The 15,047-nt window shown below is 70.0% G+C and carries 18 protein-coding genes; 11 read left to right on the top strand and 7 right to left on the bottom strand.

What is annotated here, in order from left to right; translation table 11 throughout:
* Positions 1-19: 19 nt before the first annotated feature.
* The 3 genes from ACLQ25_RS23695 to ACLQ25_RS23685 form a co-directional block, all read right to left on the bottom strand.
* Positions 20-643 carry a TrmH family RNA methyltransferase gene (locus ACLQ25_RS23695; RefSeq protein WP_425733022.1) on the bottom strand — a complete coding sequence of 208 codons (624 nt, stop codon included), beginning with the start codon at positions 641-643 and terminating at the stop codon, positions 20-22.
* Positions 644-682: 39 nt separating this feature from the next.
* Positions 683-1,207 carry a hypothetical protein gene (locus tag ACLQ25_RS23690; protein WP_425732993.1) on the bottom strand — a complete coding sequence of 175 codons (525 nt, stop codon included), beginning with the start codon at positions 1,205-1,207 and terminating at the stop codon, positions 683-685.
* Between the two features lie 92 nt (positions 1,208-1,299).
* A complete protein-coding gene (locus ACLQ25_RS23685; protein ID WP_396801075.1) occupies positions 1,300-1,815 on the bottom strand; it encodes a MaoC family dehydratase in 516 nt (171 codons plus the stop codon).
* A gap of 548 nt (positions 1,816-2,363) precedes the next feature.
* On the opposite strand from ACLQ25_RS23685, the gene trxA reads away from it, so the two are divergent.
* From trxA to ACLQ25_RS23670, 3 genes are all read left to right on the top strand, one after another.
* Positions 2,364-2,726 (top strand): thioredoxin, encoded by a 363-nt coding sequence (trxA, locus tag ACLQ25_RS23680; RefSeq protein ID WP_425732992.1) that lies wholly within the window; start codon positions 2,364-2,366, stop codon positions 2,724-2,726.
* 154 nt (positions 2,727-2,880) lie between these two features.
* Entirely contained in the window at positions 2,881-3,321 is a 441-nt protein-coding gene (locus ACLQ25_RS23675; protein ID WP_425732991.1) for a hypothetical protein, read from the top strand.
* Positions 3,318-4,250 carry an MFS transporter permease gene (locus ACLQ25_RS23670; RefSeq protein WP_425732990.1) on the top strand — a complete coding sequence of 311 codons (933 nt, stop codon included), beginning with the start codon at positions 3,318-3,320 and terminating at the stop codon, positions 4,248-4,250. Before ACLQ25_RS23675 ends, ACLQ25_RS23670 begins: the two co-directional genes overlap by 4 nt.
* Here ACLQ25_RS23670 and ACLQ25_RS23665 read toward each other — a convergent pair.
* The gene (locus tag ACLQ25_RS23665; protein WP_425732989.1) at positions 4,214-4,633 is read right to left on the bottom strand and encodes a thiol-disulfide oxidoreductase DCC family protein; all 420 of its coding nucleotides are present in this window, start codon (positions 4,631-4,633) and stop codon (positions 4,214-4,216) included. The two genes, ACLQ25_RS23670 and ACLQ25_RS23665, sit on opposite strands and share 37 nt — an antisense overlap.
* Positions 4,634-4,724: 91 nt before the next feature.
* Between ACLQ25_RS23665 and ACLQ25_RS23660 the strand changes: the two genes are divergently transcribed.
* From ACLQ25_RS23660 to ACLQ25_RS23645, 4 genes are all read left to right on the top strand, one after another.
* Positions 4,725-6,791, top strand: coding sequence for an intein-containing Rv2578c family radical SAM protein (locus ACLQ25_RS23660; RefSeq protein ID WP_425732988.1), 2,067 nt, complete (start codon positions 4,725-4,727; stop codon positions 6,789-6,791).
* A 201-nt stretch (positions 6,792-6,992) separates the two neighbouring features.
* A complete protein-coding gene (locus ACLQ25_RS23655) occupies positions 6,993-7,577 on the top strand; it encodes an RNA polymerase sigma factor (protein WP_425732987.1) in 585 nt (194 codons plus the stop codon).
* Positions 7,574-8,542: a DUF2092 domain-containing protein gene (locus tag ACLQ25_RS23650; RefSeq protein WP_425732986.1), complete on the top strand. Its 969-nt coding sequence runs from the start codon at positions 7,574-7,576 to the stop codon at positions 8,540-8,542. Before ACLQ25_RS23655 ends, ACLQ25_RS23650 begins: the two co-directional genes overlap by 4 nt.
* A gap of 90 nt (positions 8,543-8,632) precedes the next feature.
* On the top strand, positions 8,633-9,040 hold the full coding sequence (locus ACLQ25_RS23645) for a CoA-binding protein (RefSeq protein ID WP_425732985.1): 408 nt from the start codon (positions 8,633-8,635) through the stop codon (positions 9,038-9,040).
* Positions 9,041-9,196: 156 nt separating this feature from the next.
* On the opposite strand, the gene ACLQ25_RS23640 is transcribed toward ACLQ25_RS23645, so the two are convergent.
* Positions 9,197-10,393: an acyl-CoA dehydrogenase family protein gene (locus ACLQ25_RS23640; RefSeq protein ID WP_425732984.1), complete on the bottom strand. Its 1,197-nt coding sequence runs from the start codon at positions 10,391-10,393 to the stop codon at positions 9,197-9,199.
* Between the two features lie 176 nt (positions 10,394-10,569).
* Here ACLQ25_RS23640 and ACLQ25_RS23635 point away from each other — a divergent pair, with 176 nt between their 5' ends.
* On the top strand, positions 10,570-11,109 hold the full coding sequence (locus tag ACLQ25_RS23635; protein WP_425732983.1) for a DUF4190 domain-containing protein: 540 nt from the start codon (positions 10,570-10,572) through the stop codon (positions 11,107-11,109).
* Here ACLQ25_RS23635 and ACLQ25_RS23630 read toward each other — a convergent pair whose 3' ends face one another.
* Positions 11,110-12,015 carry an SDR family NAD(P)-dependent oxidoreductase gene (locus ACLQ25_RS23630; RefSeq protein ID WP_425732982.1) on the bottom strand — a complete coding sequence of 302 codons (906 nt, stop codon included), beginning with the start codon at positions 12,013-12,015 and terminating at the stop codon, positions 11,110-11,112. It abuts the gene before it with no gap.
* Positions 12,016-12,132: 117 nt separating this feature from the next.
* Here ACLQ25_RS23630 and ACLQ25_RS23625 point away from each other — a divergent pair, with 117 nt between their 5' ends.
* A complete protein-coding gene (locus tag ACLQ25_RS23625) occupies positions 12,133-12,690 on the top strand; it encodes a DUF4190 domain-containing protein (protein WP_425732981.1) in 558 nt (185 codons plus the stop codon).
* Between the two features lie 77 nt (positions 12,691-12,767).
* Here the strand turns inward: ACLQ25_RS23625 and ACLQ25_RS23620 are convergent, their stop codons facing one another.
* Positions 12,768-13,724, bottom strand: coding sequence for an HpcH/HpaI aldolase/citrate lyase family protein (locus ACLQ25_RS23620; RefSeq protein WP_425732980.1), 957 nt, complete (start codon positions 13,722-13,724; stop codon positions 12,768-12,770).
* 125 nt (positions 13,725-13,849) lie between these two features.
* Here ACLQ25_RS23620 and ACLQ25_RS23615 point away from each other — a divergent pair, with 125 nt between their 5' ends.
* On the top strand, positions 13,850-14,674 hold the full coding sequence (locus ACLQ25_RS23615) for an SDR family NAD(P)-dependent oxidoreductase (RefSeq protein WP_425733021.1): 825 nt from the start codon (positions 13,850-13,852) through the stop codon (positions 14,672-14,674).
* A gap of 10 nt (positions 14,675-14,684) precedes the next feature.
* Positions 14,685-14,960 (top strand): hypothetical protein, encoded by a 276-nt coding sequence (locus ACLQ25_RS23610; RefSeq protein ID WP_425732979.1) that lies wholly within the window; start codon positions 14,685-14,687, stop codon positions 14,958-14,960.
* Positions 14,961-15,047 lie beyond the last annotated feature (87 nt).

The following is a 15,047-nucleotide window of genomic DNA, read 5'->3' as shown; positions in this document are numbered from 1 at the left end:
GCGTCCACCGGGGCGATGGTCAGTCCGGCGGTGGACCGGCGTGCGTCCGGATCCACGCGTGCATGGCGATGCCGCTGGCCACTCCCGCGTTGATGGACCTCGTGGAGCCGTACTGGGCGATGGAGTGGAGCTGGGCGCAGGCGGCCCGGGCGGGCGCGGACAGGCCCGGGCCCTCCTGGCCGAACAGCAGCACGCAGTCACGCGGCAGGACTGCGGTCTCGATCGGCCGGGAGCCGGGCAGGTTGTCGATGCCGAGCACCGGCAGCCGCCGTCCCGCCGCCCAGGCGACGAACTCCTCGATCGTCTCGTGGTGCCGGACGTGCTGGTAGCGATCGGTCACCATCGCGCCGCGTCGGTTCCACCGACGCCGACCGACGATGTGCACCTCGGCGGCGTTGAACGCGTTGGCGTTGCGCACCACCGTGCCGATGTTGAAGTCGTGCTGCCAGTTCTCGATCGCGACGTGGAAGCCGTGCCGCTGTCGGTCCAGGTCGGCGACGATCGCCTCGTGCCGCCAGTAGCGGTAGCGGTCGACGACGTTGCGCCGGTCGCCCTCGGCCAGCAGTTGCGGGTCGTAGCGCGGATCCTCGGGCAGGTCCCCGGGCCAGGGGCCCACACCCACCTCAAGCTGGTCGTCGGTCACGGTCATCAGAGAGTACGGCCACCCCGGCGCCCCGCGATCTCAGCCCAGGCCGAGCGCGTCACCGAGCCGGTCCAGGAAGCGCCGGTCCGCCGGGCTGGCCGGATGCCCGTCGAGGCCGGGCACCGCCCGGCAGACGCGGGCCGCGACCGACTGCACCCACTGGCGGTACGCCGCCGAGTCGGCCGGATCGGCACGCCGACGCAGCACCCGCGCCGCCGCCCGACACGCGGCCAGCAGGTCCACCAGATCGGTGAGCCGCTCAGCGGGAGCCGGTGCGCCATCGTGCCGGGCGTAGATCGCGGCGACCACGGCACGGACCAGATCGCTGTCGAACCCACGGCCGGCGGCCACCGCGTCCAGGCCGGCCAGGCCCGCCTCCACCCCGCGCTCCGGGCGGCCGGCGCCGGGCGCGGCGGCGGCCACGAGGACCCGAGCGGGCAGGCTGGTGAGCAGGTCCCACTCGGCGGCGGAGTAGACGGCGGTGGTCAAGGGTGCGGCACGGCGGCCGGCAGAGGGCGGCTCTCCGGCGACGGAGTGGCTCATCGGAACCTCCGGCGTCAGCATAAGCCTCAGAACGGGAACACGGCCGCAACCGGCAGAACCCGCTGGCTGGAGACGTCCTGTTCCGGCGGCGGCACGCGGTCCGCCGAGCGCGTTCAGCGCGGCGTGGGGAAGCTGGGCCGCTCCGGGTCCACCCCGTCCGGAACGGCGCTGGCCGCGTACTCCTTCTTGGGGACCATGACCCGGCGGCGGAAGACGCAGACCATGGTGCCGTCCTGGTTGTAGCCGCGGGTCTCCACCGAGACCACGCCCCGGTCGGGCTTGGAGCCGGACTCCCGCTTGTCGAGCACCGTCGTCTCGCCGTAGATGGTGTCGCCGTGGAAGGTGGGCGCCACGTGGCGCAGCGACTCCACCTCCAGGTTGGCGATGGCCTTGCCGCTGACATCGGGCACCGACATGCCGAGCAGCAGGGAGTAGATGTAGTTGCCGACCACGACGTTGCGCCCGAACTGGCTGGACGTCTCGGCGTAGTGCGCGTCCAGGTGCAGCGGATGATGGTTCATGGTGAGCAGGCAGAAGAGGTGGTCGTCGTACTCGGTGACGGTCTTGCCCGGCCAGTGCCGGTAGACCGCGCCGACCTCGAACTCCTCGTAGTAGCGGCCGAACTGCATCCTGGTCCCCTTCGACGGGCGGCGATGGAGTTCGGCACAGCATGCCTTACCGCTGGTTAAGGCGACGGTCGGGGCGGGACTTCGGCGGAAATGTCACACCGGTCACTCACCCGAGGGGAGACGCAATGAGCGGCGGGGCCCTCCCCGGCACCCGCCGCCCACGCTCTGATGTGAGGAATTCTGCCCTACGGTGCCGTAACTCCAACAGAGATCGCGGTCACATTTATCTTTTCGTAACACTACTCTCGGTGACGGAGGCGAGGTTGATCAGCGATCTCCGCAGGCCGGATACCTCCTCGTCAGGGCTCAAGTTACCGATTCGTAGCGCTCGATCGGGTGGATCTCTCTGGAAACGCTCCCATCACCGCAGGTCACGCAAGTGCGTCATGCACTTGCGTTCCGCAGGACAGGATGAACTCACAACCTTCGATGCTCGTCAGGGTTCCCGCGCAGCCCCGCGCACGTTTCGCGCGTACCCACCCGGGAATTCGATACGGTCAGCCCTGGTTCTACGGGACGCAGACAACCCGCGGTGATCGGAGAGTGCAATGGCAACCGTTGAGCTGACCTCGGCGAACTTCGACGAGGTGACCGGCAACGACGGCATCGTCCTGGTCGACTTCTGGGCCGACTGGTGTGGTCCGTGCAAGCGGTTCGCCCCGGTCTACGAGCGCTCCTCGGAGAAGCACCAGAACGTCGTGTTCGGCAAGGTCGACACCGAGGCCCAGCAGGAGTTGGGCGCGAAGTTCGACATCCGGTCGATCCCGACGATCATGGCGATCCGCGACGGAGTCATCGTCTTCGCCCAGCCGGGCGCCCTTCCCGAGTCCGCCTTGGAGAACCTGATCGAGCAGGTCGAGGCTCTGGACATGGACGACGTCCGCAAGCAGCTGGCCGAGCACAACCACTGAGCCGTCCCCGCGACGGCACGCGAAGGCCGGGCCCGGTTCGGGTCCGGCCTTTCGTCATATCCCGACAGCCGCGCATGATCACCGACCCGGGCAGGCGGAACTGACCGGCGGTGGGACCCGAGACGGCCGGTACATCCCGTATCGTCACCACCCGATGGAGACCCTGACCACCCGTGGGCGCACGACCCGGTTGGGCGTGACCGCACTCGGTCTCGTCCTGCTGCTGTTGGGCACGTTCTGGGGTAGCGACGACGACTTCCCGTTCGGCCCGTTCCGGATGTACGCCACCTCGAACCCGCCGAACGCCCCCGCCCCGGACACCCGGGTGGAGGGCGTGAACAGCACCGGAGCGGTGGTCGACCTCGACCAGGACGCGACCGGCATCCGCCGCGCCGAGATCGAGGGCCAGCAGGACCGGTACGCGGCCGACCCCGCGCTGCTCACCGAGGTCGCCGACGCGTACGCCGAGCGTCACCCGGACGCCCCCGCGCTGGTCGAGGTCCGCATCGTCATCCGTTGGCACGGCATCCGCGCCGGCCGGCCCACGGGGCGGCACACCGACGAGACGATCGTCAGCTGGCAGGTCTCCCGATGACCGGCTGGCTGACGGAGGCGGTGCCCCGCGGACGGATCGCCGCGTTCCGGACCCTGATCTACCTCTTCGTCGCCGCCGACCTGGTGGTCTTCACCCCATGGGTACGCACCAGAGCCAGCGTGCCCGGCGAGCTGTACCAGCCGCTGTTGATCGGCCGCCTGCTCCCGCTGCCGACCCCGACGCCGACGGTCGTGGCGGTGATCTTCTGGGGGCTCCTGCTCGCCGCCCTGCTCGCCGCGACCGGCCGGGCACCCCGGCTGCTCGGCTGGACGGTCTGCGCGCTGTACCTCGAGTGGATGATCATCGCGATGAGCTACGGGAAGGTCGACCACGACCGGTTCGGCCTGCTCGTCGCGCTGGCCGTGCTGCCCACCGCCGGCCGGGCCCGCCACGGCGACACCACCCGCACGGAGGCCGGCGGCTGGGCCCTGCGCGTCACCCAGATCGCGGTCATCTGCACGTACTTCCTGGCCGCCTGGGCCAAGCTGCGCTTCGGCGGTCTGGACTGGCTGACCGGCTCGGTACTGGCCCGGGCCATCATCCGACGCGGCACCGACCTGGCCGACCTCATCGCCCAGGTGCCGTACCTGCTGATCGTCGCCCAGTTCGGCATCGTGGCCTTCGAGCTGCTCAGCCCCGTGGTGTTCCTGATACCGGCCCGCTGGCGAGTGGCCATGGTCGGCTTCTTCTACTCGTTCCACGTGGTGACCATCGCGACCATCACGATCTCGTTCGCGCCACACCTGGCCGCGATGACCAGCTTCCTGCCCCTGGAACGGGTACGACCGCTGGTATGGGCACGCCGGCTCGCCGGACGCGGCCCGGTGGACGCCGAGCCGATGTCCACGCCACCCGATCAGGCCCGGCCCGATGATCGGGCCCGGTCGGGTGATCAGGCTCCGGTGGTAGGACGACCGGTCGGGCCGTAGAGGCGTTCCCGCGCCTCCTGCGGGAGCGAGCAGGCCGCCGTACCGCCCGGTAGGCGGTGGCGGTTGCGGGCCACCCAGCGGTACACCGGCCAGGCCAGCGCGCGCACCGGCGGGAACCGCAGACCCGCGCCGGCCACCCGCCACACCGGACCGCTGTCGGCCAACAGCTTCGCGATGGCGTCCGGACCGGCGGCGCGGGAGCCGTCCGCGCCGACCCACTGCACGGCCTCCTCGCACTCGGCCACGGTGAGGCCGAGGGCGTCCAGGTCGGCGAACTGCCAGGGCACCACCCGCGCGCCGGTCGGGATCCGGCGTTCGATGAACTCCGCACAGGTCGTGCAGAACGCGCAGTCACCGTCGTAGACGAAGGTCGACCTCTCCATGGGTCCATCCTCCCCCGTCCGGGCGACGAACACTCACGGGTGTCCGGCGGGTCACTTGCGCCGATCTCGTACACGTGTTCGAATAGTGCCCATGCGCTGGGACAACCTCACCGCTCCCCCGGTCGAGGGAGACCCCGAGAGGGCAGCGCCAGCGACGCCACCCCTGCCGCTGGCGCTGCCCGGCGCCGTCGTCCGCACCTTCGACACCCCCGAGTTCGCCGGGATGACGTTCCACGAGGTGCAGGCGAAGTCCATCCTCAACCGGGTGCCGGGCCAGTCCCGCGTCCCCTTCGAGTGGACCATCAACCCGTACCGGGGATGCAGTCATGCTTGTGTGTACTGCGTCTCGGGCGACACCCTCATCCTGATGGCAAACGGACGCACGAAGCCGATCAGCGAGATCGAGCCCGGCGACCGCATCTACGGGACCGAGCGACGCGGTGCTTACCGCCGATACGTCGTCACCACCGTTCTCGACAAGTGGTCCACCGTGAAACCGGCTTATCGCGTCATCTTGGAGGACGGCACGACACTCCTTGCCAGTGGGGACCACCGCTTCCTGACGGAGCGAGGCTGGAAACACGTCACCGGCGAAATGTTCGGCGCTGGTCAACGGCCCTACCTCACCACCAACAACCGCCTGATCGGCACTGGGGCGTTTGAGACAACTCCCAAGGTCTCCCATGACTACCGACGTGGCTATCTCTGCGGCATGGTGCGCGGCGACGGAACCATGGGCACCTACGCCACACGTAGGAGTTGGAGTCACCAGTTCCGCTTGGCCCTCGCAGACAGCGAGGCTCTCGATCGTACCGAGCGGTATCTAAAGGAAGAGGGCGTCGAAACAAGCCGCACCTCCTTTGGCCAAGCGAGGGCCGACCGGCGGCCGATGGAGGCGATCCGGGCCTCGGGAAGGCAGAAGGTCGATGCAATCAGGGAGATCGTCCAATGGCCGCAGCATTCGACTCCTGATTGGCAACGAGGGTTCCTTGCTGGCATCTTCGATGCCGAAGGCAGTTGCAGCCAAGGCATCCTGAGAATCGCCAACTGCGACGATCAGATCCTCAGCCACACGACGGAAGCCTTGCGCGCCTTTGGATTCGCGACCGTCCTCGAGGACAGGAGGCGGACGAACCGCCTGCGCTATGTACGGCTGACCGGTGGTCTCCCGGCGCGGTTGCGCTTCTTCCACCTGACTGACCCCGCCATCACTCGCAAGCGTTCGATCGAGGGTGCCGCGCTGAAATGCCAGGCGTCACTCCGCGTTGTCGGCATCCGAGCGCTCGGGCTGGAGTTGCCGCTCTGGGACATCACCACCGGCACCGGCGACTTCATCGCCGACGGGGTGGTGAGCCACAACTGCTTTGCCCGAAACACTCACACCTACCTCGATCTCGACGCGGGTGCGGACTTCGACCGGCAGGTGATCGTCAAGGTCAACGCCGGTGAGTTGGTACGGCGCGAACTGGCCGCGCCGAAGTGGCGGGGCGCGCACGTCGCGATGGGCACCAACGTCGACTGCTACCAGCGCGCCGAGGGTCGTTACCGGCTGATGCCGCAGATCATCGCGGCCCTGCGGGACTTCGCCAACCCCTTCTCCATCCTCACCAAGGGCACGCTGATCCTGCGCGACCTGCCCCTGCTGCGTCAGGCAGCCGAGGTGACGAGCGTCGGCATCTCCTTCTCGGTGGGCTTCGTCGACGACCAGCTCTGGCGCGGCGTCGAGCCGGGCACGCCGCACCCGAGCCGCCGACTGGACGCGGTCCGCCGGCTCACCGACGCCGGCTTCTCCGTCGGGGTGCTGATGGCGCCGATCCTGCCCGGCCTCAGCGACAGCGAAGAGTCGATCGACGCCACGGTCTCAGCGGTCGCCGCCGCCGGAGCGACCAGTGTGACCCCGCTGGCGCTGCACCTGCGCCCCGGCGCCCGTGAGTGGTACGCCCAGTGGCTCGCCCGGGAGCACCCGCACCTCGTCGCCCGTTACCGCGAGCTGTACCGCTCGGGCGCGTACGCCCCGCAGGCGTACCAGCGGGAGCTGACCGCCCGGGTGCGGATCGCCGCCCGCCGCCACGGACTGCTCCGGGGCGAGGTGGGCGACAACCGCCGTCTGCCCGAGCCGCCGCCCGCGCCGGCCGCCGAGCAGCTCGCCCTGCTCTAGCCTTCGTGCCCCGGGAGGAAGCCCCGGACCTGCGGCGACACCTCCCCCGCGCGCCGTGACACACGACGCTGACGAGCTGTCGGCAGGACGCCTGAACACTCGCCACGGTGCTGGGCCGAGAAGGCGGGAACCTGGCGTCGGTGCCAGACAAGAACGGGGCATGAACGCACCGTCAAACCAGGGGGCCATCGGGACATGACTGTGACCGAGCGCTCTGACGCGCTGTTGGTAACGGGGGCGCCTGAACTGTTCGGGGAGCTGTTCGAGCGGTACGGCGGTTGGCTGTACAACTTCAGCGCCCGCCGGGTCGGGCGACAGCTCGCCGAGGATCTGGTCGCCGAGACGTTCCTGATCGCGTTCTCGCGACGGGACCGTTACGACACATCGATGGCCAATGCACGTCCATGGCTGTTCGGCATCCTGAGCAACCTGCTGCGGAACTATCACCGCGCCGAGGTGCGGTGGCTGCGGGCACTGGAGAAGTCGGGCAGGGACCCACTGAGTGGTTCCGGTCAGCACAACTTCGCCGACCGGGCCGACGAACGGCTCGACGCCGAGGCTGCCACGCGGGCACTGGCCGGCGCTCTCGCCGCGATGCCGCACGACCAACGTGACCTGCTCCTGCTGCACATCTGGGCCGGCCTGGACTATCCGGAGTTGGCCTCCGCGCTCGGCCTGGCACGGGGCACCGTCCGGTCCCGCCTCCACCGGGCCAAGGCACGCCTGCGCCTCTCAATGCCCGCCCACTACGCACCGTCCGCTGCTGCGAATGAGGAAAACGGATGAACGACAACGTGGAATCTGACAACGCGGGCGTCGAGCTGCTCGTCGCCTTTCGCGAGGACCTCACCGGCGCTGGAACGGACGCGACCGACCGGATGCGGCACGCGATCCTCAACGGGACCAGGTACCCGCGTCCGACGGCGAAGCGGTGGTCCCTGCGTCGCCCGGCGATCGCGACCGCGACCGCCTTCGCCCTGGCCGGTCTCGCCGCCGGCGGTGTCGCGCTGAGCATGGGCGACCAGCGGACCCGGCAGACGGGCGGGGCCGCCACCAGCTCGACGGACGCGTCCCACACGTTGCAGTTGCGCGACGTCGCCTACGTCAGCAACCAGACCCAGGCCGCACTGGGCGAGGCGGACGACTACGTCGTGAAGGTGCACGACACCTACCAGGGCGGGTGGATCGACTCCTGGGAGGACAAGCAGACCGGGCGTCGCCGGGTCGACATCTTCCAGGGCGACGGCAGCCCGGACTCCACGCTGGTGACGGTCGTCGCCGACGGCAAGTTCCGTGGCACCCAGATCAATCACCTCGAACGGACGTACTCCCAGTTCGTCGACTCAGCGGACAAGGCAACCAGCACGGTCTTCGTTCCGAACGACCCGGCGAGCATCCGGGCCTGGCTCGCCCGGGGGAGCCTGGAGATCGTGGGCCAGGAGAAGGTGGACGGGCACGACACCGTGCACCTGCGGTTGAAGGCGGGAACGGCCACCTACGCGGCGGAACTCTGGGTGGACACGACCTCGTTCCTGCCGTACAAGACGGTCGCCGCCAAGAGCGGAAAGGTGACCGACAAGGCCGAGGTCAGCACCTTCGAGTGGCTGCTCCGCACTGATTCGAACCTGAGCCACTTCGACCTGACGCCGCCCGCCGGCTACGCGAAGGCCGGGGGCAAGTCCACCAAGGGCGACTCGCCGTTCACCCTTCCCGCCGCCCCCGAGCAGTCCTCGGGCTCGACGACGGACTGACCGCAACCGGGCCCGACTGGCTGTCAGGGTGGCCAGTCGGGCCCTTCGGCGCAGGTGTTCCTCGCCTGCCTGCGGCGCTACAGTCGGCGGGTGCGTACCGCTCAGCAGATCCTCGCCGACTCCGCCGTGATCGCCGTCGTGGGCGCGTCCCGCGACCCGTTCAAGGCCGCACACAGCGTCCCGTTGCAGATGCAGCGGTACGGCTGGCGGATCATCCCGGTCAACCCGAGCGTCGACGAGCTCTTCGGCGAGCGGGCGTACGCCTCGCTGGCGGATATCCCGCATCCGGTCGACCTGGTGGACGTGTTCCGGCCGGCCGCGGACGCCGTGCAGGTGGTGCGGGACGCGGCGGCGATCGGCGCGCCGGCGGCCTGGCTGCAACTGGGCATCGTGTCGGCCGAGGCGCGCGAAATCGCCAAGGAGGCCGGCATGGAGTACGTCGAGGACCGCTGCCTCATCGTCGAACGCGCCGCCGCAAACCTGACCCGCCTCCGCTGACCGGCGTTCCCCCACCCCCGCCCCCCGCGCCCGCCCCCTCGGGCCGTCGATCATGGACTTGTGGTGCCTGACTTGCGGTTATAGGCCCCTTTTGTCGCCCACCACAACTCCTTGATCGACGGGATTGGGCAGTGAGGGCAGGGGGTGGGGTGGGGGTTAGAGCTTGTATTCCTTTAGGAGGCCTCGGCTGATGATGGTTTTCTGGATCTCCGAGGTGCCCTCGCCGATCAGCAGGAACGGGGCCTCGCGCATCAGCCGCTCGATCTCGTACTCCTTGGAGTAGCCGTAGCCGCCGTGGATGCGGAACGCCTCCTGGACGACCTCGGCGCAGTACTCGGAGGCGAGCAGCTTCGCCATTCCGGCCTCGACGTCGTTGCGCTGCCCGGCGTCCTTGAGTCGGGCGGCGTTGACCATGAGGGCGTGCGCGGCCTCGATCTTCGTGCCCATCTCGGCGAGCTTGAAGGCGATGGCCTGGTGCTTGGCGAGTGGCTGGCCGAACGTCTTGCGCTGCTGGGCGTAGCCGACGGCGAGTTCGAAGGCGCGGATGGAGATGCCGCAGGCGCGGGCGGCGACGTTGACCCGGCCGACCTCGATGCCGTCCATCATCTGGTAGAAGCCGCGGCCCACCTGGTCGGGCCCGCCGAGGATCGCGGAGTCGGGCACCGTCACGCCGTCGAGCACCATCTCGGTGGTCTCGACACCCTTGTAGCCCATCTTCTCGATCTTGCCGGGAATGGTGAGGCCGGGCGCGGTCTCGCCGAAGCCCGGCTCCTTCTCCAGCAGGAAGGTGCTCATGTTGCCGTACACCGAGTCGGCGCCGGTGTCGGTCTTGACCAGGGTGGCGACCACCGAGGAGTACGCACCGTTGGTCAGCCACATCTTCTGCCCGTTGAGGACATAGGTGTCGCCCTCCCGGACGGCCCTGGACCCGATAGCCGCGACGTCCGAACCGCAACCCGGTTCTGACATCGAAAACGCGCCGCGCACCTCGCCCGTCGCCATCTTCGGCAGCAGTCGGGCCTTCTGCTCGGCGGAGCCGTGCTGGGAGATCAGGTACGCCACGATGAAGTGGGTGTTGACGATCCCGGAGATCGACATCCAGCCCCGGGAGAGCTGCTCCACCACGAGGGCGTACGTGAGCATCGACTCGCCGAGCCCGCCGTACTCCTCGTCGATGGTGAGACCGAACAACCCCATCTCGCGCATCCCGTCGAGGATGTCGGTGGGGTACTCGTCGGCGTGCTCCAGCCGCTGGGCGTGCGGGATGATTTCCTTGTCGGCGAACTCCCGGACGGTCTCCAGGATCGACTGCTGCACGTCGGTGAGGCCGGGCGTCTGGGCGAGTCGAGCCATCTCGGCCTCCGGGGATCAGCGCACTACTCGTGGGTAACTGAACGCTCGGTAAGTATCGGTCTCCCGGCTCGGCAGGCCAAGGCGACCAGTCCACACAACCGCTGTGAAAAGGTTCACCGCTACGGGTACCGTCCGGCAAGAAGGACTTTTCCGGCACCGACAGGAGGAGGACAGCCGTGAGCTACCCGCCGCCGCCGTCGGGCCCGCCGGGAGACGAGCCGCCGCCGTCACCCTACGAGCCACCCCGGGACCAGTCGCCGTACGCGCCACCGCCGGCCGGCCAGTCGCCGTACGCGCCACCGCCGGACGAGTCGTCCTCCGGGCCGCCGGAGCGCTCGCCGTACGGGCCGCCCGCCGACGAGCCGTCGCCGTACGAGCGGCAGGGGCCGCACCAGCCGGCGCACTGGAGTCAGCAGCCGCCGTACCCGCCGCAGGGCCCCTACGGCCAGTACGGCCCACCTACCGGCGGACCCGGTCGGGGCACCAACGTGCTGGCGATCCTGTCGCTGGTGTTCGCCTTCGTGTTCCCCCCGGCCGGCGCCGTCCTCGGTCACCTGGCCAAGCGGCAGATCCGCACCACCGGCGAGGAGGGCGACCAGCTCGCGACCTGGGGCCTGATCCTCGGGTACGTGTTCGCCGCGTTGACCCTGCTGGCCTGCTGCGGCTGGCTGGCGCTGGTCATCCTCGCGAACAACGGCGACAGCCGCGGCTACTGATCAGCGGAACCGGGCCTCGCGGACGCTGTTGCCGCCGTCCACCACGAGCATCTGACCGGTGATGTACGACGCGGCCGGCGAGCAGAGGAAGCTGATCGCGGCGGCGACCTCGTCCGGGGTGCCCGGTCGACCGACCGGGGTGCCCAGCCCCTGCTTGATCTCGGCCATCGTGGACGCCGCCGTGTAGATGGTGCCCGGCGCGACCGCGTTCACGGTCACCCCGTCGGCGATCATCTCCATGGCCAGCGCTCGGGTCAGACCGACGACACCGGCCTTCGCGGCGGCGTACGCGGCTTCGGTGGGCAGGGCGTTGACCGGGCCGGCGGTGGCCGCCAGGTTGACGATCCGCCCCCAGCCCCGCTCGGCCATTCCACCGATGAAGGCCCGGCTGCACAGGAACGCGGTGGACAGGTTGCGGTCGATCTCGCCGCGCCACTCGTCGTAGGTCAGCTGTGCGACCGGCCGCAGCACTCCCTGACTGGTCCGGCTCGCCAGGCCGGCGTTGTTGACCAGAACCTCGACGTCGCCCAACTGCTCGGCCACCGCGTCGGCCAGCGCGCCCACCTCGGACTCGTCGGTCAGGTCCGCGACGAACCCGGTCACGCCCAGTTCACCGGCCCGCTCGTGGATGCGCCGGGTGGTCGACACGATGGCGACCCGCGCCCCCAGGTCGGCGAGGCGCCGCGCGGTGGCGTACCCGATGCCGTCCGGGCTGCCCGCCCCCGTCACCAGGGCGACCCGGCCGTCGAGCCGCATGGTCACCGGATCGGGCAGCGCGACCGGCTCGTCGGCGCCGGTCGCGCCGGTCGACGTGGCCGCCCGACCGCGCCGCGCCACACCCGGACGGCTCACGTCCCGTCGCGATCGGCTGCCGGAACGGTCCGCGGCACGCGCGTCAGTTGCCATGCCAGGGATCCTGCCCGTTACGACCGGCCCGGGCAACGCGGCACCCGGGAGCGGGGGCGTCGGGTTTGGTCACTCCTGGCTACTCTGACGGCGCACCCGAGCCGACGGAGAACACGCATGACCAATCCCCCGCCCCCCGGCGACTGGAACGACCCCACCTGGTCGGCTCCGCCGTCGAGCACACCGCCGGATCCGACCCTGGTGGCCGGTCAGCCGGTGCCCGCCCAGCCCGGTCCCGTGGACCCGTACGCGCCGGTCGACCCGTACGCGGGCGCGCAGCTGCCACCCGGCGCGCCGGTGCCCGGCTACCCGCCGCCCGGTTACCCAGCGCCCGGTTACCCCGCGCCCGGCTACGCGCCGCCGGGCTACCCGCCGCAGTACCCCGGTTACGGCTACCCGCCGGCGGCGAAGACCAACGGGCTGGCCATCGCGTCGCTGGTGCTGGCTCTGGTCGGTCTCGCCTCCTGCGGCATCACCGCGCCGATCGGGGCGATCCTCGGCCACGTCGCGCAGAAGCAGATCCGGACCAACGGCGAGGACGGCGAGGGGTTGGCGAAGGCCGGCATCATCGTCGGTTGGATCGTCACCGCGCTGATGGTGCTGGGGATCGCCGCGTACGTCGCCGTGATCATCTTCGCGGTCACGACGGGCGCGAGCAGCGACAGCGGTTACTGAGGCGGGCGCGCTGGTGGGCGTACCGCCGAATGCTGGACCGGGTCGACGGCCGGCGGCGGCCGACCCGGCCCGGCCGCTCACTCGGCCGGCGGGGTGAACGACGAGGTACGGCTCATACCGGCGGCGCGGCCCTTGGCGGCGATCACCAGCGCCATCTTGCGGGACGCCTCGTCGATCATCTCGTCGCCCAGCATCACCGCGCCCAGCCTGCCGCCGGCCTCCGAGGTGTAGTGCTCGTACGCGTCGAGGATCAACTCGGCGTGGTCGTAGTCGGCCTGCGCCGGCTGGTAGACCTCGTTCGCGGCGTCGATCTGGCCCGGGTGCAGCACCCACTTGCCGTCGAAGCCCAGCGCCGCCGACCGCTTCGCCACCTCGCGGAACGCGTCGACGTCCCGGATCTGCAGGAACGGGCCGTCGATGGCCTGCTTGTCGTGCATGCGGGCGGCCATCAGGATGCGCATCAGGATGTAGTGGTACGGGTCGCCCGGATAGTCCGGGATCAGCCCGCCGACCACCAGCGACCTCATGTTGATCGAGGCCATGAAATCGGCCGGCCCGAAGATGATGGTCTCGACCCGGGGCGAGGCGGCCGCGATCTCGTCCACGTTGACCAGACCGGCCGCGTTCTCGATCTGCGCCTCGATGCCGATCCGGCCGACCTCGAGGCCGAGCGTCTTCTCGATCTGGGTGAGCGTCAGGTCCAGCCACCGCACCTGACCGGCATCCTGCACCTTCGGCAGCATTATGCAGTCGAGGTTCGCGCCGGCGCCCTCGACCACCTCGATGACGTCCCGGTACGTCCACGGGGTGGTCAGGTCGTTGACACGTACCACCCGGGTCTTGCCGGCCCAGTCGCCGTCGTTGAGGGCGGCCACGATGTTCTTGCGCGCCTCCGGCTTGGCCAGCGGCGCCACCGCGTCCTCCAGGTCGAGAAAGACCTGGTCGGCGGGGAGCCCCTGCGCCTTGCCGAGCATCTTGACGCTGGAACCCGGTACGGCCAGACACGACCGGCGGGGACGACCGACTGCGGCCATGGATGTGCTCCTTCCAGCGACCGGCGGGCACGCCGACGCCACCTGAATCCGAGGAAAACTTAACGATCCCAAAGGGCGTGGTGACGCCACGGTAACCTCGCGCCATGACCGCGGTGAATGGACCTGTGGAAGATCTCACTGGGCGTCGGCTGGTGGTGGTGACGGGCGCCAGCTCCGGCATCGGGTTGGCCGCCGCGGTGGCCTTCGCCTGCCGCGGCGACCAGGTGGTGCTCGTCGGGCGGGACCCGGCCCGACTACAGGCCGCGGCGGAACGCGTACGGGAGACAGCCGGCGAGCGCCCGGAGCTGTTCCGGGCCGACTTCGCGGTCCTCGACGACGTACGCGGGCTGGCCGAGCGGCTGCGCGACGCGTACGACCGGATCGACGTGCTGGCCAACAACGCCGGCGCCATCGCGCTCCAACCGCTCACCACCGTCGACGGCTTCGAGCTGTCGATCCAGGCCAACCACCTGGCCCCGTTCCTGCTCACGAACCTGCTGGCCGACCGGGTGGGCCGGACGGTGGTGACCGCCTCGGGGGCGCACCGCTTCGGCGCGCTCGATCCGGACGACCTCAACAGGCCGCTGCGCGCCTACCACCCGATGGGCGCGTACGGCACCAGCAAGCAGGCGAACATCCTGTTCGCCGCCGAGGCGGCCCGGCGCTGGCCGGGCATCTCCGCGTACAGCTTCCATCCGGGAGTGGTGCGGACCCGGTTCGCCAACGACAGCCGGCTGGTCGCCTTCGGCATGCGGTTCATGCCGTTCCGCAGCCCGGCGAAGGGGGCCGAGACGCTCATCTGGCTCGCGAACCAGGAAGCGGCCCGGCTCGCCGGCGGCGGCTACTACTACAACCGCCGGCCGCGTCGGCCGTACCGCAAGGCGGCGGACCCACAGCTCGCGTCCCGGCTCTGGGAAGCCAGCGCCGCGGCCGTCGGCATCGATGGGTAGCGTGGCCGCCATGCTGACGCTTGTCGCGATCGTCGAGTACGCCCAAGGGTCCGAGACCGCCGGGCAACGCTACGAGGACACCGTGCTGGCCCTGCTCGACCGGCACGACGGCCGGCTGGAACGGCGGCTGCGCGGCACCGACGGGCGGAGCGAGGTGCACGTGATCACGTTCGCGGCGCGCACCGGATACGAGTCGTTCCTCGTCGACCCGGAGCGTGCCGCGCTGCGCGCCGACCTCGGCGACGCCGCCCCGAGCACCCGCGTCATCGAGGCGTACGACGTCTGAGGATCGGCAGCACCACCAGGCGACGGAGTGCAGGGGCGTCTTCCCTTACTTCATCACCTGGGGTGGGCAAGAACAAGACTTGATCTT

It is taken from the genome of Micromonospora sp. DT44 (genome assembly GCF_049841635.1).
Taxonomy (GTDB): domain Bacteria; phylum Actinomycetota; class Actinomycetes; order Mycobacteriales; family Micromonosporaceae; genus Micromonospora.
This window is presented reverse-complemented; position numbering and strand designations above follow the sequence as displayed.